Source organism: Salidesulfovibrio brasiliensis JCM 12178 (genome assembly GCF_001311825.1).
GTDB classification, from domain to species: Bacteria; Desulfobacterota; Desulfovibrionia; order Desulfovibrionales; family Desulfovibrionaceae; genus Pseudodesulfovibrio; species Pseudodesulfovibrio brasiliensis.
In genome coordinates this window covers 105,607-127,462 of the sequence record NZ_BBCB01000002.1, presented here as the reverse complement: position 1 = coordinate 127,462, position 21,856 = coordinate 105,607, and the positions used below count along the sequence as shown (strand labels likewise).

The following is a 21,856-nucleotide window of genomic DNA, read 5'->3' as shown; positions in this document are numbered from 1 at the left end:
ATTGCAGGAAATCCGTTAAATTAAAAGTTGCAACACGATTGTAACACTTTTCTAGAGGGAAACATTTGTTATCATCAGCAGAAAACCATGGGCCAAGCAGATGTGAATTTTAAGCAATTTTAACAATTTCGGTTAGGTCAGGGCTTAGTTTTCAATCGACGAACAACTACTCATTTATATTTCGATCAGGAGTTGTCATGGACAAAATTCGCGTGGAGAACCTTTCCAAGATCTTCGGGGCCCATCCGAAGAAAGCACTGAAGTTGCTGGAAAAGGGGCTCACCAAGGATGAAATCCTTGAGCAGACAGGCATGACCGTCGGCGTCGACAATGCGACTTTCGGCGTCAAACAAGGCGAGATTTTCGTCATCATGGGATTGTCCGGTTCGGGCAAATCTACCATCGTGCGCATGCTCAACCGGCTCATTGAACCTACCGCGGGAACAGTCATCGTGGACGGGCAGGACGTCACCGCCATGGGTGATGACGAACTTGTCAAGTTTCGCCTTCACAACATGAGCATGGTGTTCCAGTCCTTTGCGCTCATGCCCCACCAGACGGTTCTCGACAACGCAGCCTTCGGCATGGAGCTGGCCAAGATCGACAAGAACAAACGTCGTGAACGCGCCCGCGAAGCACTCGCACAGGTCGGCCTGTCCGGATGGGAGGAATCTTACCCCGCCCAGCTCAGTGGCGGCATGCAGCAGCGAGTTGGACTGGCGCGTGGACTCGCCGTGGATCCGGACATCCTGCTGATGGACGAGGCCTTCTCTGCACTCGACCCACTCATCCGCACGGAAATGCAGGATGAACTGCTCAAGCTTCAGGAAGAACACCAGCGCACCATCGTCTTCATCTCGCACGACCTCGACGAAGCCCTGCGCATCGGCGACCGCATCGCCATCATGGAAGGCGGCCAAGTGGTGCAGGTGGGTACGCCCGAGGACATCCTCCAGAACCCGGCCAATGATTACGTCCGTTCCTTCTTCCGAGGCGTGGACCCCACCAACGTCATTTCAGCAGGAGACATTGCGCGCGACACCTTCCCCACCATCGTCATGACCAAGGAAGGCAGCTTGCGCACCACGCACGAAATCCTCAGCGGTAGCGACCGTGATTTCTGTTGCATTCTCGACACGCGTAAACATTTCCTCGGCCTTGTCTCGTCCGACTCGGTCAGAGAGGCGCTTGAAGAGCAGAAAAAGGGGATTCGAGAGGCTTTTCTCACGGAGGTCAAAGCCGCGAACGTCAACGAATCCATGCAGGAAATCCTGCCCATGCTCGCCTCGAAATCATGGCCGGTTCCGGTTGTGGACGACGACAACACCTACAAGGGCGTCGTCACCAGAAACAGATTCCTGAAAACCCTGCACCGCACTGAAGAAAAGCTGGACGCTTAACCGACTGAAAAGGATACAATAGAATGTTTAAAGAACAAGTCATCCCGTTGGACAGTTGGGTTTCCCAGTTTGTGGACTGGCTGGTCAACAACCACCGAGATATCTTCCAGAGCATCAAGTGGCCGGTCGAACAGACTCTGAACGGCTTTGACGCAGGTCTTAACGCACTGCACCCGCTCATCATCATCGCACTGGTCTGTCTCGCAGCATGGCGATTTTCCGGCATCAAACTGGCGGTATTTTCCGCCGTCACGCTGGTCTTCGTCGGCCTGCTCGGCCTTTGGCGCGAGGCTATGACCACACTTGCTATGGTGCTCTCGTCCGTGTTGTTCTGTACTGTGGCGGGCGTTCCCCTCGGCATTGCCGCTGGCCGCAGCGACCGCTTCGAGGCCGGCATACGCCCGGTGCTCGATGCCATGCAGACCACACCCGCGTTCGTCTACCTCGTTCCCATCGTGATGCTCTTCTCGGTCGGGAACGTCGCAGGCGTCCTCGCGACCATCATCTTTGCACTGCCGCCGCTCATCAGGCTTACCAGCCTCGGCATTCGCGGCGTACACCCCGAACTGGTGGAAGCGGCACAGGCGTTCGGCGCCACCAAAAGCCAAGTTCTCATCAAGGTGCAGATCCCGCTTGCCCTCCCCACCATTCTGGCTGGTCTCAACCAGACCATCATGATGGCGCTCTCCATGGTTGTCATCGCCGCGCTCATCGGCGCAGGCGGACTCGGCTCCCCGGTTATTCTGGGGCTTAATACACTGGATATCGGACGCGCCGTGATCGGTGGCGTCGCAATTGTCTTGATGGCCATCGTACTGGACAGAATCACGCAGTCGATGGCTCAGAAGAAATCGTAAAACAAGGAGGATTCATGCGACTCAAACACTTACTGCTTGCCGTTACCTGCGTGGCCGTCATGGCCACAGCCGCCATGGCTTCGGACATGAAGCCCGGCGAAGGCGTTACCGTCAAACCGGCCCGCGCCACCTGGAACACCGGCTTCTTCCAGGAAGCCCTTGTCCGCCGCGGCCTTGAGGAACTCGGCTACGACGTGCAGACCCCGAAGGACCTCCAGAACCCCATCTTCTACAAGTCCGTTGCCCTCGGCGACGTGGACTACTGGACCAACGGCTGGTTCCCCAACCATGACAGCCAGACGCCCCCGGGCTTCTATGAAGATGCCGCCAAGGTGGGCTATGTTGCCAAGGCCGGTGGCCTGCAGGGCTACCTCGTCTCCAAAAGGGAAGTTGAAAAATACAACATCAAGTCCCTTGAGGACTTCAAGCGCCCCGAGGTCAAGGAAGCCTTTGACATCAACGGCGACGGCAAGGCCGACCTGACCGCATGCCCTCCGGGCTGGGGTTGTGAGAACATCATCACCCACCACATGAAGGTCTACGATCTGGCCGACCACATCAACCCGGTCAAGGCCTCCTATGAAGCGGGCATGGCTTCCGCGCTCGGTACCTACAAGAGCGGCGGCCCGGTCTTCTTTTACACTTGGCTCCCAACTGGACCATCTTCAAGCTGAAGCCCGGCAAGGACGTCATGTGGATCAACGTCCCGGAAATCATGCCCACCGAAGCACAGGCTCCCGGTAAGGACCGCATGACCATGTCCGGCATTGAAGGTGCCGTGAGCGACCCGATCAAGCTTGGCTTCGTCGTCTCCGACATCCAGATCGTTGCCAACAAGAAGTTCCTGGCCGAAAACCCCGCCGCCAAGAAGTTCATGGAAGAATTCAATCTGCCGCTGATTGACATCAACGAGCAGAACACCCGCATGAATCAGGGCGAAAAGTCCGAACGTGACATCGCCAAGCATGTGGATGAATGGATCGCCAAGAACAAGGACAAGTGGAATAGCTGGCTCGAAGCCGCCCGCAAGGCAGCCAAGTAGTCCGGAATCCGACAAGATAAAAGGCCCCGGCATTCTTGATGCCGGGGCCTTTTTCGTTTCTCAGGTAATTGGACAACCGCAGGAGAGGTCCTTGTCGAACCGCCACCGCCCTTCCCTTGTGGGGTACTCAAGGGCCACTTCAAGCATCTCCCGGAAGCGGAAACGTGCAACCTCTCTGGCTCCGAACCGCAGGAGATGGTCGGTGGTTTGCTGGCAATCCACCAAATGAAAATCCCACCGCGCAAGCTGACGTGTCAGCGTGACGAAAGCGGCCTTGGACGCGTCTGAAACGCGGAAAAACATTGATTCGCCGAAAAAAGCCCTTCCAAGGGAAATGCCGTACAACCCGCCTGCGAGCTGCCCGTCGCACCATGCCTCCACGGAATGGGCATAGCCCATGTCATGCAAAAGCGTGTACGCCTCTATCATTTCAGGCACAAGCCACGTGCCCTCCTGATCGGGTCGCCGGGATTCAGCACATGCATTGATGACGGCCCGGAAATCACGGTCCAAAGTGAAGGTAAAGCACTGCCTGTTCAAGGTGCGCCGAAGGCTTTTCGGAACATGGAGCTCAGATGGCGGCAGGATGAGCCTTGGATCGGTTGACCACCACAGGATAGGCGAATCGTCCGCATACCACGGGAATATCCCGTTGGCATACGCGGTTAGAATCCGGGTGACGGAAAGGTCGCCCCCAATGGCAAGCAGACCGTCCGGATCGGCCTGCTCCGGATCGGGGAAGACCGGCTCTTCGAACAGGCGGAATATAGCCACCCTAGCCTCCGAGTTTCCTTTCGTCCTCCACGGGATCGGGAAGCGGAGCCTTGTTGCCGTTCTCGTCCAGACGCACGAATACAACCTTCGTACTGAAAATGAAGCGTTCCTGCGTTGCGCCGGGTTCGTCGCCATAGACTTGCACACGGTAGGTCACGGATGTCCTGCCCTGACGTTCGCGTTCCACGTTGAATCGCAGGATCGCGCCGCAGCTTATCCGCTGCCGAAACTCCACTTCGTCCATGGCAACGGTGACCATGGTGCAGCCCCGATAATCAAGGGAACAGAACAGCCACGCGAACTCGTCCACCCATTTGAGAACGATGCCGCCAAAGAGGTACCCGTGGTGATTGAGGTGCTCCGGGCGCACCACTCTGTAATTGTCCACGAGCCCTCCCTAGAAGTCGAAGCTGAAGCCGTCGTCGCCGTGGTCCACGAGAACCTTGCCGCCCTTGACGAGCTTGCCGAAGAGCAGCTCGTCCGCCAGCGGGTCCTTGATCTCCTTCTGGATGGTACGGCCCATGGGACGCGCGCCAAAGGAGGGATCATGCCCGAGCTTGGCGAGTTCAAGCCGTGCTGCGGGTGTCAGTTCCACCGAAACGCGCCGCTCGGCAAGCTGGCCGTTCAGCTCAGCAATGAACTTGTCTACAATCAGCTCCATGACCTCGGTGCTGAGGGCGTCGAACTGCACAATGGCGTCCAGCCTGTTGCGGAACTCCGGCGTAAAGAGCTTTTCCACGGCCTTGAGCGCCCCGGTCTTGCGGTCGTCGCGATCGTTTCGGGTGAAGCCGATGGCACCCTTGGCCATTTCACGAGCCCCGGCGTTGGAGGTCATCAGCAGAATGACATGCCGGAAATCAGCCTTGCGGCCGTTGTTGTCCGTGAGGGTAGCGTAGTCCATGACCTGAAGCAGGATGTTGAATACGTCCGGATGCGCTTTTTCTATCTCGTCAAAGAGGACAACGCAGTGCGGCTGCTTGCGGATGCCTTCAGTAAGCAGCCCGCCCTGATCGAAGCCGACGTATCCCGGAGGGGCACCGATGAGCCGGGCCACAGCGTGCTTTTCCATGTACTCCGACATATCGAAACGCATGAAGCCCACATCAAGCTTTTCGGCCAGCTGGCGGGCCAGTTCAGTCTTGCCCACACCTGTCGGTCCGGTAAGCAAAAAGCTGCCTACGGGCCTGCCGGGCTGCTTCATGCCCGCCCGGGCGCGCTTGATGGACTTGGAAAGCTGGGCAACCGCGCTGTCCTGACCAAACACCACACCCTTGAGTTCTTCATCAAGATGCTGCAATCGGGCACGATCATTGACGCTCAGGCGGCGTTCCGGAATACGGGCCATGCGGGCAATGACCCGCTCGATGTCTGAAACCGTAATGTTGTCGGCCTTGCGCTTGCGCTTGCCGAGCTTGTAGAGCGCTCCAGCCTCGTCCATGACGTCAATAGCCTTGTCAGGCAGATGGCGCTCCGTAATATGCCGCGCCGAAAGCTCCGCCGCAGCCTTGAGACATGGCAGGCTGTAGGAGACGCCGTGATATTCCTCATAGCGGGACTTGAGACCCTTGAGGATTTCCACGGTCTCTTCAACTGTGGGCTCGGCAAGCTCGATCTTCTGGAACCTGCGCGAAAGGGCACGGTCCTTTTCAAAATGGTTCTTGTACTCCTCATAGGTGGTGGAGCCGATGCAGCGGATTTCTCCGGATGCCAGGAATGGCTTGAGGATGTTGGACGCATCCATGCTGCCGCCACTGACCGAACCGGCCCCGACGATAGTATGAATTTCGTCCACGAAGAGTATGGCGTCCTCCCTCGGCTTGAGCTCTGCGAGCACGGCCTTGAGGCGCTTCTCGAAGTCGCCGCGATACTTGGTCCCGGCCAGCAGAGCCCCGAGGTCCAGCGCCCAGATTTCGGCGTTGATGAACTCCTTGGGCACGTTCCCTTCCACAACGTGCAGAGCCAGCCCTTCGGCCATGGCGGTCTTGCCCACGCCGGGGTCGCCCACGTAAATCGGGTTGTTCTTGCGTCGACGGGAGAGTACCTGAACAGTACGTTCGAGCTCGGCGGTTCGGCCGATCAGCGGATCGATGCGTCCGCTTGCCGCGCGCTCGGTGAGATTGACGGCAAACTCTTCCAGCGCGCCCTTCTTGTCCTCGGCTTCGCCGGGACCGGGATCAGGCCGGTTTTCACCGACACGCTCCGGGAACCACGGCTGCACGTCCTCGTCCACACCGTGGGAAATGTAGTCCAGCACGTCGAGACGGGAGATGTCCTGCGTCCGCAGGAAATAGACAGCGTATGAGTCCTCTTCGTCGAACATGGCTGCCAGCACGTCGCCTACATCGACCACGTCCTTCCCTGCGGCCTTCTTCTGCCAGACGGCACGCTGCAGCACGCGCCGCACACCGAGGGTCTGGATGACCTCGGTCTCGACGTCCGTGGGCAGCGGCTCCATGTTCTGTTCAAAGAATCGCCCGAGCTGCTCCTGAAGCTCCGAGACCTCGGCACCGCAGGACACGAGTATTTCCACGCCCTTTTCTTCACCGGTAATGGCGTACAGCAGATGCTCAAGGGTGAGGAACTCGTGATTCCGCTCCTTGACTTCGTTGACGGCTTTCGTCAGTGCGTTTTCTAGCGCCTTGCTCAGCATGGTCATCGTTATTCCTTCTCCATGGTGCATTTTAGCGGGAAACCCGCACCACGGGCGAGCCGGTGGACAAGGTCCACCTTGGTCTCGGCCACTTCAGCGGAAAACACGCCACAGACTCCCACACCTTCATGGTGCACGGCCAGCATGATCCGTGTGGCCTCGGCCTCGCTTCTGTGAAACACCTTCATCAGAATTTCCACGACAAATTCCATCGTGGTGTAATCATCGTTGTGCAGGAGCACCTTGTACCGGGAGGGTTCCTTGACCTCGTGCCGTTCAAGCACATCGGATTCAAATTCATCTCCGGTGAACGGTTTGCCCATGATCAACGCTCCATAAAGACTTTTTCAGTTTCAATATAAATACGGCCGCCCCACATGTCGAGAGGCATATTCAACACGATTGCAATTCTTTCAGGATGCGCTCCCTCTCGGCTTCCTCAAAAACGAAGTTCTCGTCCTCGGGCAGGCCGCGCTCTGTCCTATAACACAGATTGAGAGAGTGATACGTCTCGGTGCAGGCGTTTTCTTCAGCCAGTCCGAGCTCTTTCACACAGGCAGCGATGCCGTCCCGTGTCCCTTCGATCTCGACATACATGCCGAACGGCAGCGTGTCGAGGCACACGGCGCAGTCATTCAACCGCCATTTTTCCCTAACTTTTTCATAGGCGAAGACCACGGCGTACCCCAAAGCCTTCAGGCAATCGGCCATGGCGTCATGATCGGCCACGAGCGTTTCATGCTCGTCAAAGACTTTCAGCCCTTCCGGCACCTCCCTTCGGGCGGGACCTTCACGGTCAAAACGCTTGCATCGGCACGGCGGCGCAGACGCAAGAGCTTTCCGGCACCCTTCAGCGACCTGTCGGGATTATCGAAGACCGCGTTGGACTCAAACCAGACCCCGACCATTTCGGCACCGCAGGCCGAGAGAGCCTTACGTACCGCATCGTGGTCCGCGCCTGTATATTTCACTTCCACTTCCAGTGCCACTTTGCTTTCTCCCTCTAGGGTGATACAAACGCCCGCATGGTGAAGAAAATTCTGCTCATCGCCCTCGGGGGCGCGGCCGGGACGCTCTGCCGCTACTATGTTTCCGGGTTTGCCCAGCGTCTTGCGGGAGCCGGTTTTCCGGCCGGGACCTTTGCAGTGAACATGCTGGGCTGCCTGCTGTTCGGGGCGGTCTGGGGATTCTTCGAAAACCGCATCGGCCTTGGCGGCGAGTTGCGGCTGTTGCTCCTCACCGGGTTCATGGGAGCCTTCACCACCTTTTCCACCTACATGTTCGAGACGGCCCAATTGGTCAAGGGCGGCCAGATCGTCATGGCCGCGCTGAACGCGGGCGGTCAGGTCGCTGCCGGACTTGTCCTCGTACTTGGCGGGATGGCCCTTGGCCGTCTCTTGTAGATAATTCTCGCGCAGCGCTCAAGCCGCACGGCACAGGAGGATACGATGCAACTTCCCAACGAAGCCGAACGCATCAGAATATTCATCGGCGAAAGTGACCGCCATGAAGGTCGCCTACTCTCGGAAGTACTGGTGGAAAAGGCACGAAGCGAAGGACTGGCAGGAGCCACCGCCTATCGAGGCATAATGGGGTACGGCGCAAACAGCCGCGTGCATACCAGCAAGATTCTCAGGCTTTCGGAAGACATGCCGCTGGTCATCGAGATCGTGGACTCCACGGATAAAATCGACTCGTTCCTCAAAATAATCGACTCTCTCATCACCGAAGGATTGGTGACGAGAGAGCCCGTTCAAGTCATCTTCTACCGCCATTCAGGCGGCTAGACGCAGCGTTTGACCACTTCTCCGGCAATCTTGTTCAGCGGCAGGATGGTATGCACGCCGCCTGTCTTGATTGCTTCCTGCGGCATCCCGAAAACCACGCAGGAGGCCTCGTCCTGTGCGATGGTGTAGGCTCCACTCTCAAAAAGCTCCTTAATGCCTTTGGCCCCGTCATCACCCATGCCTGTCATGATGGCGGCTACAACGTTCTTTCCGGCATATCTGGCACCGGACCTGAAGAGCACGTCAACGGAAGGACGGTGGCGTGAGACCAACGGCCCTTCCTTGACTTCCACGTAATACTTGGCGCCACTGCGCTTCAGCAGCATGTGCCTGTTGCCCGGAGCAATGAGCGCCTGCCCCCGGAGCATGCTGTCGCCGTCTTCGGCTTCCTTGACGGTGATGGCGCAAAGCCCGTTCAACCTGTTGGCAAACGCAGCGGTGAAGTGCTCAGGCATGTGCTGAACGATCGCCACAGGCGGGCAGTTGACGGGGAGCGCTTCCAGAAAAATCTTGAGAGCTTCCGTGCCACCGGTCGATGCGCCGATAAGCGCTATTTTTTCAGTAGTCTGTAAAGATGTTGCAGGCTTGCCCATCGGAATGACCGCGTCTGCGCCAAGCTTGGGCTGGGGCTTAAGCGGCGGTGCGGGCGGCTTGACCTTCTTGCCCTTGGTCAGGGCTGCGGCCTTGACGGCGTCCACAAAGCGGATACGGGATTCCTCAAGAAATTTCTTCGTGCCCACCTTGGGCTTGGAAATGATCTCCACAGCCCCGTATTCAAGCGCCTTGAGCGCGTTCTCGCCGCCCGCAGTGGCCATGGACGAACAGATGACCACCGGAATGGGATGCTGACTCATGATCTTTCGCAGGAAGGTCAGCCCGTCCATGCGCGGCATCTCAATATCCAGCGTGATGACGTCCGGGACCTGCTTGCGGATTTTCTCGGCCGCCACAAATGGGTCCACGGCCGTACCCATGACCTCGATGGCCGGGTCGGATTCGAGAATGTTCTGGAGGGTCTGACGCACTACCGCTGAATCATCAACAATAAGAACGCGAATCTTCTTGTTCATAATGTGTCCACCGGGCTAGTTGAGGCTGGTGTCCGCGACGATGCGGCGCACAAGCCTGGGAATATCGAGAATCAATGCGATGGAGCCGTCACCCTTGATGGTGGCCCCGGAAATACCTTCAACATCCTTGTATACGCGACTGAGGCTTTTGATGACGGTTTGGTGCTCGCCGATGACCGTATCCACCACGATGCCTATACGGCTCCCTTCCACGCCTGTGATGACGATCTGCTCAATGGGCGGATTGGTGCCCTCGACCTCGAAAAAGTCACGCAGGTAAACATACGGGACGATCTCGCCACGAAGATGCATGATGCGTTGGCCGGATTCGTCATCGTCCCGGTCCACATTGGAAAGCTCCACACATTCTTCGACCAGCGAAAGCGGAATGACGTAGTACTCGTCCTCTACCCTGACCTGCAGGCCGTCAATGATGGCGAGCGTCAGTGGCAGACGGATGGTGATGGTCGTGCCCTTGCCCTTCTGGCTGTCGATGTCGATGGTTCCGCGCAGGCTGTCGATGGCCCGTTTGACCACATCCATGCCCACACCGCGCCCGGAGACGTTGGTAACCTGCTTGGCCGTTGAAAAGCCGGGCTCGAAAATGAGCTTGAATATTTCCTTGCGCGTGAGGTCGGCATCGGCCGTGATGAGTTCCTTTTCCACGGCCTTGGCCTTGATCGTGTCGGGGTCCATGCCCCGGCCATCGTCCGTGATGCGAATAAGGACCTCGCCACCGGAGTGTTCGGCAGAGAGGAGGATCATGCCGCCCTTGGGCTTGCCTACGGCTTCGCGATCGCTCGGCTGCTCGATTCCGTGGTCGATGCTGTTTCTCAGCAGGTGGACGAGCGGATCGTTGAGCCGCTCGATGACCGTCTTGTCCAGCTCGGTCTCGGCCCCGTTGGTGGACAGGGTGATCTCCTTGCCGAGTTCGCTGGACAGGTCCCGGACCAGTCTGCGGAACTTGCTGAAAGTTGTCCCTATGGGCAGCATCCTGATGCCGAGCGTGGAGTCCCTGAGTTCGTCGGAAAGCCGCTCCAATTCCTCGGAAAGCGTCTGAAGCTGGGTGTCGGACCGTTCGCTGACCACCTGCGCTATCTGCGCCTGCACGATGACCAGTTCACCCACAAGGTCTACCAGATAATCTAGCTTCTCCGCAGTGACGCGAATACTGGAAAGCGCCTCCTGACGCTTCTTGGTAGCTGCGCTCTCCCGGACCTTTTCCTGACGCTTGACTGCCTTGCTAACCTGCTCGTCAGAGACCTTTCCGGCCTCCTTCAGCAATGCACCGAGCGGCTTCTGGCTGGCAAGAGCCTGTTCCACGTCTTCGGCTTTCACGGCACCCTCGCCCACAAGAATCTCCCCTAGCTTGGGAGCATCTTCGTATTCTTCTCCATCGTCGTCATCCGCATCTTCCTGAGCGGCCTCTTTCTGCACCGCATCTTCCGGCTCTTCTTCGGCAGAAAGGCCAGTTGCGGGGGCAGGGCCGGACGGCATGTCGTCGACTGTATCGTAACGGGTTACTTGTAGGTCGATCTCAGAGTCGGCAAAAAGAAAAATGTCCTGAATGTGGTCTTCGCCCTTGTCCGTGTCCAGCCGGATTTCCCAGCCGTGTACACCCGGGACATCGCCCGGACGGGTCTGAATGACCATTTCACCGAGCTTGGCCAACTCTTCATACACCGCACCCAGCGCCTCTTCATCACACGCCTCGGGATCGCGGCAACCAACCTGAATGAGAAAATGATTGGGTTCCTGCTCTGCTCCCTCTGCTTCAACCGGAACGGTTTCCTCTACAGATGATTCGGAAGCGGCATCCTCGACGGCAGCCATCTCACCGGAGGCATCAGGTTCGGCAGGCTCTGATTCAGCACCGGGAACCGGCTCTCCGGCAACAAGCGCCTGAAGCCCGGAAAGGATGGACTCCATTTCCTGCGGATCGACAATCTCACCGGCATCCGCATTGTCGAGCATCTTCTGAATCTGGTCCCGCGCACGGAAAACCAGATTGACCAAATCCTTGCTGACGGCCATTTCCTCGCCACGCACAAGGTCAAGCACCGTTTCCACCTCGTGGGTGAACTCGGCGATGTCCTCGAAGCCGAACATGGACCCGGACCCCTTGATGGTGTGCAGGGCGCGAAAGACCCTGTTAACCAAATCCATGTCTTCAGGCGTCTCATCCAGTTCAAGCAGGGCGCCTTCCAGCTCACCGAGTAGGTCGTAGGCTTCTTCCTTGAATATCTGCCGATTCAGATCGTCGGACATCAAAAAGGCTCCTTGAAGTGTTCAGGCGCGGATTTATGCCGCTCTATATTTCTTTACGGCGTTGTATGGGATGTCGCCAGCACGTTATAACTTTATTTGAGGAAATGAATCTCCGCACGGGCAGTTTCCTTGTCGAACGGCGTGATGTTGACCTTGATCTTTTCACCCTTGAAGTCAGCCGCTCCAAGCAGGATGCCTTCAAAGTAATCGAACAACCCGCGCTTGGAACGATAATTCATGAACAGCCGGTCACCCTTGTCCTCGTAGGTGAAGCTCGGCGGCTTGATGCCGGGCAGATCCTTGGTAAGCTGGGCGTGCAGGTCGTTCATGCGCATGTAGAATTCCTTGAGCGACTCTTTCTTGAAGTGACGCTTGTACAACCTGTGGAACTCGCCAACGGTGAATCTGCCGAGTTTCAGAAAGAAATCGCGCTGAGAAATGCGTGCCTTGTCGGAAACGAGTTCGGCCATCTGGTGCAACACGCTGTCAGGATAGCTTTGCGTGGGCAGGAACGTGGGATCGCCCATTTCTTCCTGCATGTGTCGGTACACTTCATTGCCAAACTGTTCCTGAACAAACTTCTGCGTCAACTTGGGCAGCACCCCTTTCATCTGACCATCTGAAGCGCGCAGCTTGCTTTCGCCCGCACCGCTGAAGTCCATGGACACGGTCAACAGCTCCTGTGCGAGTTCGGCGAGATCGCGCGTGGCTGCGGCAGCCTGCCCCGCTCCTTCGTCGGCCTCGCGGGCAACAAGGGCGATGTCCTCGATGCTCTGGCTAATCTCCTCTGCCGCCGCAGACTGCTCTTCGGCAGCCGTAGCGATCTGGGAAACCCGGCCGACCATGTCTTCAATGCGAGACATGATCTGCTGCAGGGATTCGCCCGCCTTGTTGGAAAGCTCGGTGCTCTCTTCCACTTCCTTCTCGGTCTGGGTCATGCTGGTCATGGCATGGGCAGAGCGTTCCTGAATAGTCCCGATGGCCTCTTCCACTTCCTTGGTGGCTGTCATGGTCTTTTCAGCGAGTTTGCGGACCTCGTCGGCGACAACTGCGAAACCCCGGCCTGCCTCGCCCGCTCTGGCGGCCTCGATTGCCGCGTTGAGCGCAAGCAGGTTGGTCTGGTCGGCAATATCGTTGATGACGCTGATAATACGTCCGATCTCCTCAGCCTGCGAGTCGAGCTGCCCTATAACCTGAGAGAGCCTCCCGGACGATTCAGCAACGTTGTTGATGGAGCTGACGGCCTGATTGACCATGGAGACCCCGTCCCCGGCCGCAACACGAGCCTCCTCGGCAGCCTGCGAGGTCGCCGAGGCATTCTGGGCCACCTCCAGAACCGTTGCGGTCATCTCTTCCATGGCCGTGGCCACGGTATCGGTCTGCCCGCTCTGCTTTTGGGCACCGCGTGCCTGTTCGTCCGCAGATGCGCTGAGTTCCTCGGACGCCGAGGCCACCCGCTCCGCGAGACCGCGAACATCCTTGCCGATGGTCAGCATGCGTTGCTGCTGCTCTTCCATCTGCTTCTGCCCTTCCACGATCTCCTTCAAATCCACGAAAGAGACTACTGCACCGGTCACATCGCCGTTTCGATTTTTGATAGGCTCGGCAAAGACCTTGAGTGAATACTGTTTCCCGTTCCAAAGTGTAATGTCGGAGACCGTCTCGAGGGGTTTTCCTGAGTTCAAAACCTTGTCGGTGAGAGACTGACCCTCTTTGTTGTAAAAGGCTTTGCCGACAGTGAACCCGATAACCTGAGTCCTGGGTTTCTCAAGAATTTCATACAGTGACTTGGTGGCGACAGTAATACGGCCCTTTTCATCGCAGACCAGCACAGGATTGCCCATCACGTTCAGAGCGGTGAAATAGAAATGTTGCTCTTCGATCAGTTCATCGCGCTTTTCGGCGAGACGGGCAACGAGCTCTCCAAGATCGGTGTCCTTGGCGGTTTCTACGAGCCTCCCATAATCGTCGGTCTTCTTCATCTCCGACAGAATGGAAAGCAGCGCAGCCGACGAAGAGCCGCCGCACAGCAGAGCGGAAAGGGAAAGCGCCCCCCCAACGGCCACCGCTATGTATGCAACAAGGGCAGACCCCGTGAATACCCCGAAGGCCGCGACGGCCAGAGAGAGCACTATCAGAATCAGGGCAATTCGACCGCAGAACACGCTTTTGACATTCAACGCCATGTACCACTCCTCCAGAAAAGCAAACACAAGTCGACTGAACATGAACACCCTCAACAAACGGGGCAATTATTCAATTTTGTACGTCCATTCCTTGTGAATTGCAACGCAGGAAGGTGAAAAAATAGAGGAAAATAACGCGTTGACACGCGGATGCGTCAACAACAAAAATCGAGAGGCCGAAAAAACCGTTCGATAACGGTTGGCTATGGACGAGTACGTTTTTTGAGCAGGTAGAGCGCCCTGCGACGACGGTACGCGCGGACGAAGTACAAAGTGAGGAAATACGTGAGAAGTGCTGCCGGGATACCGACGATGAGCCCGCCACTGAGCATCACGCTGAACATGCCCCATCCGGCTTCAAGGAGCTGCTCCATTTCCAGCCGGTTTGGATCGAAGGTCACGTTTTCAAACGGCAGCAAGGTCTTCCCGACATGAAAAAGGAAGTAATAAAACGGGACCATGGTGAAGATGTTGGAGTAACAGGTGGCAAGCCATGCTACGAGCTTGTTGACCCGAAAAAGAAAGGCCACGGCGATGACGGCCACACTCTGAAACGGCATGATCGGAAGAGCGCCCACCAACACGCCAAGCGCCATGGCCCCAGCAAGATTTCGCGGGGACGACTTCTGGCGCATGACGCGCAGGTACCAATAACGGGTCGCACGTTTCAGGTTATTCCAAAACCGTGCGAATCTTCCTGATTCATAACCGGAATTGTTACGCATTTTCCGCCATTAATCCAGTATGTCGAACCGGTCGAACTTCATGATGAAGGCCGCACGACCCTGAGTCGCCGAGCGAAGATCGGTGGAAAAACCGAAGAGCGAAGCCAGCGGTGCGTTGCCGGTAACGAGCTTTCGGTCGCCCCGGTCGATCATGTTGCCAACGCGCGCCCCCTTGGCGCCCATGAGGCCTACCACATCGCCCACGAACTCTTCCGGCACAGTGATTTCAACGGCCATGATGGGTTCCAGCAACTTGGGAGAAGCGTCCGAAAGAGCACTCCGAAGAGCCATGGCCGCAGCCATGCGGTATCCTGCCGGGGAAGACTCCCCTTCCCTTCGCAGCATATCCAGCACGCGAACGCGGACGTCCTGAACGGGGTAGCCCCTGACCACGCCGCTTTGCAAGCCGTCCTCAATACCTTCGGCAACGGCTTCCATCCACTGCGCAGGCCATGCTTCGGGATCAACCTCGAATACGATGTCACGGCCCTTGCCCCGCTCCAACGGTTCAACGCTGAGACGCACGCCGCCATGGTGCATGACCTCACCGAGTTCACGGTGAAATTCTTCGGTGCTCTCTGCGCTCTTGGCCGGAGTCTCCTGATAAACAACCTGCGGCTTACCGGTTCTCGGCTTGAGGTTGTATTCGCGGAATAAACGTTCAAGCATAACTTCCAGATGCAGCTCACCCATGCCTGAAAGAATAACCTGCCCGGTTTCCTCCTCGTTTTCCACCACCAGCGTGGGGTCTTCGAGCAGGAACTTGTTCAGGACCTCCTCCAGCTTGTCGCCTTCGTCGGAGTTACGCGGCTCAATGGCCACGGAGATAACCGGCTTATACTCGTCGATACGTTCCAGCAGAGCCGGAGATTCCTTGAGACAGAGTGTGTCGCCGGTCTTTGCGTACTTCATTCCGGCCGCGGCCACGATGTCCCCGGCAAAACCGGTCTCCAGCTTTTCCTTACGCCCCGCATGCAAATGGAAAAGACGGGCAACGCGCTCGTCGGTCTTCTGAGTGGCGTTATACACCACGTCCCCGGCACTGATGCTGCCGGAGTAGATCCGCATGAGCGCAAGCTTGCGCCCCGAATCCATGGCGACCTTGAAAACCAACGCGGCGAGCGGCCCCTTGGTGTCGCATTCGTACTCGACCTTGCTATGGGATTCTTCATCAACCGCAATGGCCGGGGGCGTCTCCAGCGGACTTGGAAGATAGGCACAGACCCCGTCCGCAACGGGCTGCACACCGGAATTCTTGAGCGCGGAGCCAGCAAATACAGGAACGATCTCACGCGAGAGCGTCAGCTTGCGCAACGCAGCTCGGATTGTTTCGGCAGGCACGGGTTCACCGCCGAGATAAAGATCAAGAATATCCTCATCCGCCTCGGATGCCGCCTCAATGAGCTTTTCACGCCAACCGGCGATACTGCCGGCCTCATCGTCTGTCAGTTCATGGGTCAGGACTTCCGAGCCCTGCTCCCCGGTGAACTCAAGGCGCTTCATCTCCACGAGATCGAAAATACCCTTGAATTCCTGCCCTTCGCCATTGGGCACGGTGACAGGTACAGGGTTGGCCTTGAGTTTATCGACCATGGAGTCAAGGACTGCCGAAAAATCAGCGCCGAGGCGGTCCATCTTGTTTACGAAGGCAATTTTGGGCACGCGATACCGCTCGGACTGACGCCACACCGTCTCGGACTGCGGCTCCACACCGCTCACCGCACAGAAGACGCCGACCGCGCCGTCGAGGACGCGCAGGCTGCGTTCGACCTCAATGGTGAAATCCACGTGTCCGGGGGTATCAATGATGTTGACTGTGCTGTCTTTCCAAGGGCAAGTGGTCACGGCAGAGGTGATGGTGATGCCGCGCTCCTGCTCTTCGGGCATGTAATCCATGGTGGCGGTGCCCTCATGCACCTCTCCGATCCGATGAATCTTCCCCGAGTAATAGAGAATGCGCTCGGTCAGCGTGGTCTTGCCCGCGTCAATGTGGGCGATGATCCCGATATTCCTGAGCTTTTCCAGATACTTTCTACTCGGACCCTTGACCTTGCTCACGACAGTCCTCCCTTTGTCCAACGTGTTTCGCGCTTGAGAAATAGATCAATCGGCATGTCTGTAAACGCCCAGCAGGCCTCCATGCCGTGTCCGGCCGTGAAAGCTGCCCTTGCCGGGCTTTCGGTGAATACCCCCGCAGGTTTTTCGTTGATTTCCTGGATTGTTGCGGCCTGCACCAGCGATCCGGGATGCATGAACTCCAGTGCGTCGAGATCGAACCCTTCGCCTACCACAACGGCAGGACCGGGGACGCTTCGCCACACCTTCATGCCAGCCCGGGAAGCTGCGTGGGTTAACGCTCCGCCAATGCACACGGCAACACAGTCGCCGTGGCCCGCAATTTCCTGCAGACACGCGGCGGCCTCGTCGACGGCCAGTTCCGCAACGTCTTCCTGACCGGCCAGTTCAAGGGCGGTGAGTTGCGCGTCGGTCCAGCCGGAACCGACATGAAGCGCAAGCACATGAAGCACGCCCGCCGCCAGTGCAGGGACAAGCCCTGCCAGCAGATCGGCGGGCGAAGGAGATGAATCATCAAGGATGATGACAGCGCAGTCCAAAGGACGGACGCTGTCGGATGCCGTGAAACCGGCACGATAGTCGACAATGGATTGCCGGGCGGAGACACGCTCCGCTCCGCGCCACTCCCAAAGCCGTGCAATGCAGGTCTTCAGAAGCGCACGACGTTCGGGAGCGATGGAGTCATAGGCATCTGCGAACCGGGAGTCGTCGGGCACCCTGTCCGCCAGCCACCGGGGAAACGCGAAACCGTCTCGCATGATCCTTCCCGTCCGGCTTGGTGACCGGTGCTAAAGCCACTCTCTGAGCCAGAGATACCAGCTGTCCTGAATCTCCATGCGTTCCTCTTCGGACAGCTCCTTCTGGTACTCAAAGTAGGCCTGTTGCGCCCGCTTGTGGGCGTAAGTGCGCAGGTCGGGGATGTCGGAGTAGTTCTCCACCACATAGCGGTAGCGATGCCACGCCGGACCGAACTGGCTGCGCGTAAAGAAAAAGTCGGCCACGAACAATTCATGCTCTGCAAGAATTCTACGACTTTTTTTAATCAATTCACGAGATTGCTTGGCGTACTCAGTGTCAGGATACGCCTGCTCAACCCGGTAGAAGTATTCCAACCCTTCCTTAATGTTGTCCTGACGTCGATCTATGGACTCGAACTGGTTCAGGTTGGACATGCCCACCTGAAAAAGCACATAAGGAATGTTCTCGTTCCCGGGGTGTAATGCCTCGAATTCCTTATAGGCTTCCGTGGCCTGAACGTATTTTTCGTCGAGATAATACGCATCCGCCAGTCCCAATTCACCCTTCACGGCGTAGGGACTGAACGGAAAGCGATCCTTGAGTTTGGCAAAATACTCCTGAGCAGCCTCGTAATGCTTCTCCTTCATGGAATCCAGCCCGGCCTCATACAGCTCGAAAGCGGTATCTTCCGGCGGGGGCAGGAAGTAATAATCGATCAGGCTGCAGCCTGAAGCGAGAAGGATGAGCAACACGCAAGACGCCCTGAAGGCGGCACCGATCCGCATGAATTAGTCCTCGAGCTGTTCCAGATAGGCGAACGCGGACGTGGCAGCGGTGGCACCGTCACCCACGGCCGTCGCGACCTGGCGGCAGAGTTTGGAACGGATATCCCCGGCAGCGAAGATGCCCGGCACGTTGGTAAGCATTTCGTTGTCGGTCAGGATGCCGTTGGGCTCGCGCTCGACATCTTCGGGCACGAAATCAAGAATGGGTTCGAAACCAACGAAAATGAAGGCGCCGTCCACATCGAGAACCTTGTTCTCACCGGTATTGACATCCTTGATGGCCACTCCGGTGACTTCATTCTCGCCGACGATTTCTTCCACCACGGCATTGCGGACAACTTCGATGCGCTCGTGCGTAAAGCACTTGTTTTGGTAACAAAGCGCACCGCGAAACTCCTCACGGCGGTGGATGAGATAGAGCTTTTTGACCAGACGCGCGAGGTACAGGGATTCTTCGAGCGCGGAGTTGCCGCCGCCCACCACCGCGACCGTCTTGTCGCGATAGAAATTCCCGTCGCACAGCGCGCAGTAGGACACGCCCCTGCCAATCATCTCCTGTTCGCCGGGAATGCCCAGCTTGCGATAGCGGGCACCGGAACAGAGGATGATGCTTTTGGCCTGCACCACTTCGTCGCCCACGCTGATTTCGTGGTACGGGGACCCGACCTTAATGGAACGGACCTCGTCGCTAATGGTGTCGTGCGGGTAAAGGTCAAGCTGCTTCTGAAAGAAGTCGGCAAGCTGCCAGCCCTCAAGCCCATCGGGGAAACCGGGATAGTTCTCGATCTTCTCGGTCATGAGAACCTGCCCGCCGGGCGAGAGCTTTTCGATCATCGCCGTCTTCACACCGGCACGCAAAAGATAGAGGGCAGCCGTCATTCCTGCCGGTCCGCCCCCTATTACAATGGCGTCATATTGCTTCATGGAACTACAGAGCCTTTTTGGCAATCATTTCCTTGATGCTGCTCTTGGAGACGGCACCGGTGCTCTGGTCGACGACTTCGCCGTCCTTGAAAAGGATCAGGGTCGGGATGGCGCGGATGCCATACTTGCCGGGGGTGCCGGAGTTTTCGTCGACGTTCATTTTCAGAACCTTGACCTGGCCTTCGAACTCACCGGCCAGTTCGTCTATGACCGGACCCATTGCACGGCAGGGGCCGCACCACGGAGCCCAGAAGTCGATCAGCACGGGAATATCGCTCTTCAACACTTCTTCTTCGAAATTGCTGTCAGTGACTTGATTGGCCATGAATAGCTCCTTTCATTTGTTACTACGGCTCAGCCGCATTGCTTTCATATTGTGCTGCCGAAAAACGGCAGGATGAACCAGTCAATAAAAGTAGTGTTCCCACATCGCCGTGTCAAGAAGGATTGGCGAAATACCCGGCGGAAACTACACGGAAATCCAGTCCAGCGGCACGGTTCGCCCTCTCGGAATCGCTTCCATATCGAGGCTGTGATACTTCCCGTTCCGGGCCATGAGTTCCCCTGCCGCAGCCACCATGGCGGCGTTATCAGTACACAGGGAAAAGCCGGGCAACACGAGTTCCAGACCATGCGAGTCGGCAAAATCCTTCATGAACGCCCTGACCATGATGTTGGCGGCAACGCCACCGGCGACGATGATCGCTCTTGCGTCAGGAGCCTTCCGGTAAGCTCGCTCCACCTTGATCCGCAGCGTGTCGGCCACGCTCCAGTTAAACGAGGCGCAGACCTTGGCCAACGTGGCCCGTTTTTCTGCGCTTAGCCGCTCCAACGACTCCGCCTCCATGCTCTCAAGCACCAAATGAGGATGCGCGGCAATGTGATTCGCCACAGCGGTCTTCAACCCGCTGAAGCTGAAATCGAGACTCGGGTTGTCGACAAAAGCGCGCGGGAACAGGGCCGTGTCCGGCTGCGACTCCTGCCCCAAATTGTCGAGATGCCTGCCGCCCGGATAAGGAAAATTTAATTGTTTGGCGACCTTGTCAAAAGCCTCACCCGCCGCGTCATCAAGCGTTTTGCCAAGCAGCTCGAACTCGGTGGCCGAGTCGATACGGTATGTATGTGTATGGCCGCCGGAAACCAGCAGACCAAGCGCCGGAAACGGCAACTCGCGCTCAAGAGAAGGAGCAAGCAGGTGCGCCCAAAGGTGGTTGACACCGGTCAACCGCGCCCCGGTCGACAGACACAGCGCCTTGGCAAAGCTCACGCCTACCAGCAACGCACCGAGCAGTCCCGGCCCGCGTGCAACAGCCACGACGTCGATGTCTTCCGGAGCCCTGCCGGACTCGCCCATGAGTTCGCGAAAAAGAACGGGAAGCAGCCTGAGGTGTTCGCGGGAGGCTATTTCGGGAACAACGCCGCCGAACACGGCGTGCTGATCCACCTGCGAGGCCAGTTGCTGCCCCACAAGACGACCATCCTCCACGAGCGCCACAGCAGTCTCGTCACAGGAGGTCTCAATACCGAGTGTCAGCATGAGTTACCCTTTGGCGTCAAACTCGCGGTAGACTTCGCGAACCTTGAGAACATCCTCACGGGAGCCGATGAACAGCGGCGTACGCTGATGCAGGTGCTCCACTTCAAGCTCGAGAATGCGGTTGCGACCGTCCACGGCCATTCCGCCAGCCTGCTCCGCGAGGAACGCCATGGGGTTGGCTTCGCAGGTCAGCCGTAGTTTGCCCTGCGGCTTCTTCGGGTCGCGGTTGTCGGCCGGATACATGAAAATGCCGCCGTAAATCAGATTACGGTGAAAATCCGCCACAAGTGAACCGATGTAACGGCCGCTGTAGGGCTTGCGATTGTTGTTATCGGAGGACTTGAAGTATTCGAGTATCGCCTTGGTCGGCTCATCCCAGTAGCTGTAGTACCCTTCGTTCACGGAGTATATGCGCCCGCGCTCGGGGATGCGAATGTTCGGATGGGAGAGAAGGAATTCACCCACGCCGGGGTCCATGGTGAAACCGTGCACGCCGTCGCCCGTGGTAAAGACGAGCATGGTGGAGGTGCCGTACAGGACGTACCCCGCCGCCACCTGACGCAACCCCGGCTGGAGCACGTCAGAAGAAAGCAGGTGGCTGCCTCGGGACTCTCGCGCTTGAAAATGGAAAAAATGGTGCCGATATTGACGTTGACATCGATGTTGGAAGAACCGTCCAGCGGGTCGAAAATGCAGATGTAGTCGCCGACAGGCAATCCGTGGGGCACTTCAATGATGTCCGCATTCTCTTCCGAGGCCATGGCGCAGAGCACACCGGAGCGCGCCATCCGATGAATCAGAATGCGATTGGCGTACTCGTCAAGCTTCTTGACCTCTTCACCCTGCACGTTGGTCTTGCCGGTGAAGCCGAGCACATCGACAAGTCCGGCCTTGTTGACCTCGCGGTTGATGATTTTCGCGGAGAGCACGATCTCGTTGAAGAGCCGCGTGAACTGGCCGGTGGCACCGGGGATGCGCTTTTGATGCAGAAGCAGATGCTCAGTGACGGTAACCTGCTGGGGCACGGTATCTCCTTA

The 21,856-nt window shown here is 57.6% G+C and carries 19 protein-coding genes and 5 pseudogenes; 5 read left to right on the top strand and 19 right to left on the bottom strand.

The annotated features are described in order from the left end of the window. Positions 1–197: 197 nt before the first annotated feature. From proV to proX, 3 genes and pseudogenes are all read left to right on the top strand, one after another. A complete protein-coding gene (gene proV, locus JCM12178_RS01800; RefSeq protein ID WP_054648251.1) occupies positions 198–1,400 on the top strand; it encodes a glycine betaine/L-proline ABC transporter ATP-binding protein ProV in 1,203 nt (400 codons plus the stop codon). Between the two features lie 23 nt (positions 1,401–1,423). Beyond that, positions 1,424–2,257: an ABC transporter permease gene (locus tag JCM12178_RS01795; RefSeq protein WP_054648250.1), complete on the top strand. Its 834-nt coding sequence runs from the start codon at positions 1,424–1,426 to the stop codon at positions 2,255–2,257. A 14-nt stretch (positions 2,258–2,271) separates the two neighbouring features. Next, a pseudogene (proX, locus tag JCM12178_RS20575) lies at positions 2,272–3,299 on the top strand (glycine betaine/L-proline ABC transporter substrate-binding protein ProX). Positions 3,300–3,359: 60 nt separating this feature from the next. On the opposite strand, the gene aat reads toward proX, so the two are convergent. From aat to JCM12178_RS20175, 6 genes are all read right to left on the bottom strand, one after another. Continuing rightward, positions 3,360–4,073, bottom strand: a complete 714-nt coding sequence (gene aat, locus JCM12178_RS01785; RefSeq protein WP_054648249.1) for a leucyl/phenylalanyl-tRNA--protein transferase — start codon at positions 4,071–4,073, stop codon at positions 3,360–3,362. Between the two features lies 1 nt (position 4,074). Then, positions 4,075–4,461, bottom strand: coding sequence for an acyl-CoA thioesterase (locus JCM12178_RS01780; RefSeq protein ID WP_054648248.1), 387 nt, complete (start codon positions 4,459–4,461; stop codon positions 4,075–4,077). Between the two features lie 9 nt (positions 4,462–4,470). After that, positions 4,471–6,723: an ATP-dependent Clp protease ATP-binding subunit ClpA gene (gene clpA, locus JCM12178_RS01775; RefSeq protein WP_083465684.1), complete on the bottom strand. Its 2,253-nt coding sequence runs from the start codon at positions 6,721–6,723 to the stop codon at positions 4,471–4,473. An 8-nt stretch (positions 6,724–6,731) separates the two neighbouring features. Then, positions 6,732–7,046: an ATP-dependent Clp protease adapter ClpS gene (clpS, locus tag JCM12178_RS01770; protein ID WP_054648246.1), complete on the bottom strand. Its 315-nt coding sequence runs from the start codon at positions 7,044–7,046 to the stop codon at positions 6,732–6,734. Between the two features lie 70 nt (positions 7,047–7,116). Continuing rightward, positions 7,117–7,494, bottom strand: coding sequence for a class IV adenylate cyclase (locus JCM12178_RS01765; RefSeq protein WP_250635928.1), 378 nt, complete (start codon positions 7,492–7,494; stop codon positions 7,117–7,119). Beyond that, the gene (locus JCM12178_RS20175; protein WP_250635927.1) at positions 7,479–7,712 is read right to left on the bottom strand and encodes a CYTH domain-containing protein; all 234 of its coding nucleotides are present in this window, start codon (positions 7,710–7,712) and stop codon (positions 7,479–7,481) included. Before JCM12178_RS20175 ends, JCM12178_RS01765 begins: the two co-directional genes overlap by 16 nt. Positions 7,713–7,751: 39 nt before the next feature. Here JCM12178_RS20175 and crcB point away from each other — a divergent pair, with 39 nt between their 5' ends. After that, a complete protein-coding gene (gene crcB / locus JCM12178_RS01760; protein WP_054648334.1) occupies positions 7,752–8,126 on the top strand; it encodes a fluoride efflux transporter CrcB in 375 nt (124 codons plus the stop codon). Between the two features lie 45 nt (positions 8,127–8,171). Then, complete coding sequence (locus tag JCM12178_RS01755; protein WP_054648245.1) at positions 8,172–8,510, top strand: DUF190 domain-containing protein; 339 nt, start codon at positions 8,172–8,174, stop codon at positions 8,508–8,510. Here the strand turns inward: JCM12178_RS01755 and JCM12178_RS01750 are convergent. From JCM12178_RS01750 to fbp, 13 genes and pseudogenes are all read right to left on the bottom strand, one after another. Further along, positions 8,507–9,580 (bottom strand): protein-glutamate methylesterase/protein-glutamine glutaminase, encoded by a 1,074-nt coding sequence (locus JCM12178_RS01750; RefSeq protein WP_054648244.1) that lies wholly within the window; start codon positions 9,578–9,580, stop codon positions 8,507–8,509. The genes JCM12178_RS01755 and JCM12178_RS01750 overlap by 4 nt on opposite strands. Positions 9,581–9,595: 15 nt before the next feature. Then, on the bottom strand, positions 9,596–11,848 hold the full coding sequence (locus tag JCM12178_RS01745) for a chemotaxis protein CheA (RefSeq protein WP_054648243.1): 2,253 nt from the start codon (positions 11,846–11,848) through the stop codon (positions 9,596–9,598). 92 nt (positions 11,849–11,940) lie between these two features. Beyond that, positions 11,941–12,444, bottom strand: a pseudogene (locus JCM12178_RS21205) (heme NO-binding domain-containing protein); the annotation flags it as partial. Positions 12,445–12,660: 216 nt separating this feature from the next. Continuing rightward, positions 12,661–13,344: pseudogene (locus JCM12178_RS21200) on the bottom strand (methyl-accepting chemotaxis protein); the annotation flags it as partial. Positions 13,345–13,398: 54 nt separating this feature from the next. Continuing rightward, a pseudogene (locus tag JCM12178_RS21195) lies at positions 13,399–13,692 on the bottom strand (PAS domain-containing protein); the annotation flags it as partial. Positions 13,693–14,237: 545 nt separating this feature from the next. Continuing rightward, a complete protein-coding gene (locus JCM12178_RS01735) occupies positions 14,238–14,759 on the bottom strand; it encodes a DUF2062 domain-containing protein (protein WP_054648242.1) in 522 nt (173 codons plus the stop codon). A 9-nt stretch (positions 14,760–14,768) separates the two neighbouring features. Beyond that, on the bottom strand, positions 14,769–16,817 hold the full coding sequence (gene fusA, locus JCM12178_RS01730; protein ID WP_054648241.1) for an elongation factor G: 2,049 nt from the start codon (positions 16,815–16,817) through the stop codon (positions 14,769–14,771). Then, entirely contained in the window at positions 16,814–17,593 is a 780-nt protein-coding gene (locus JCM12178_RS01725; RefSeq protein ID WP_054648240.1) for a hypothetical protein, read from the bottom strand. Before JCM12178_RS01725 ends, fusA begins: the two co-directional genes overlap by 4 nt. Before the next feature lie 30 nt (positions 17,594–17,623). Beyond that, positions 17,624–18,358, bottom strand: a complete 735-nt coding sequence (locus tag JCM12178_RS01720; protein ID WP_054648239.1) for an outer membrane protein assembly factor BamD — start codon at positions 18,356–18,358, stop codon at positions 17,624–17,626. 3 nt (positions 18,359–18,361) lie between these two features. After that, entirely contained in the window at positions 18,362–19,282 is a 921-nt protein-coding gene (gene trxB, locus JCM12178_RS01715) for a thioredoxin-disulfide reductase (RefSeq protein WP_054648238.1), read from the bottom strand. A gap of 4 nt (positions 19,283–19,286) precedes the next feature. After that, entirely contained in the window at positions 19,287–19,607 is a 321-nt protein-coding gene (gene trxA / locus JCM12178_RS01710) for a thioredoxin (protein WP_054648237.1), read from the bottom strand. 144 nt (positions 19,608–19,751) lie between these two features. Continuing rightward, entirely contained in the window at positions 19,752–20,819 is a 1,068-nt protein-coding gene (gene tsaD / locus JCM12178_RS01705) for a tRNA (adenosine(37)-N6)-threonylcarbamoyltransferase complex transferase subunit TsaD (protein WP_054648236.1), read from the bottom strand. A gap of 3 nt (positions 20,820–20,822) precedes the next feature. Next, a pseudogene (fbp, locus tag JCM12178_RS01700) lies at positions 20,823–21,844 on the bottom strand (class 1 fructose-bisphosphatase). Positions 21,845–21,856: the final 12 nt, after the last annotated feature.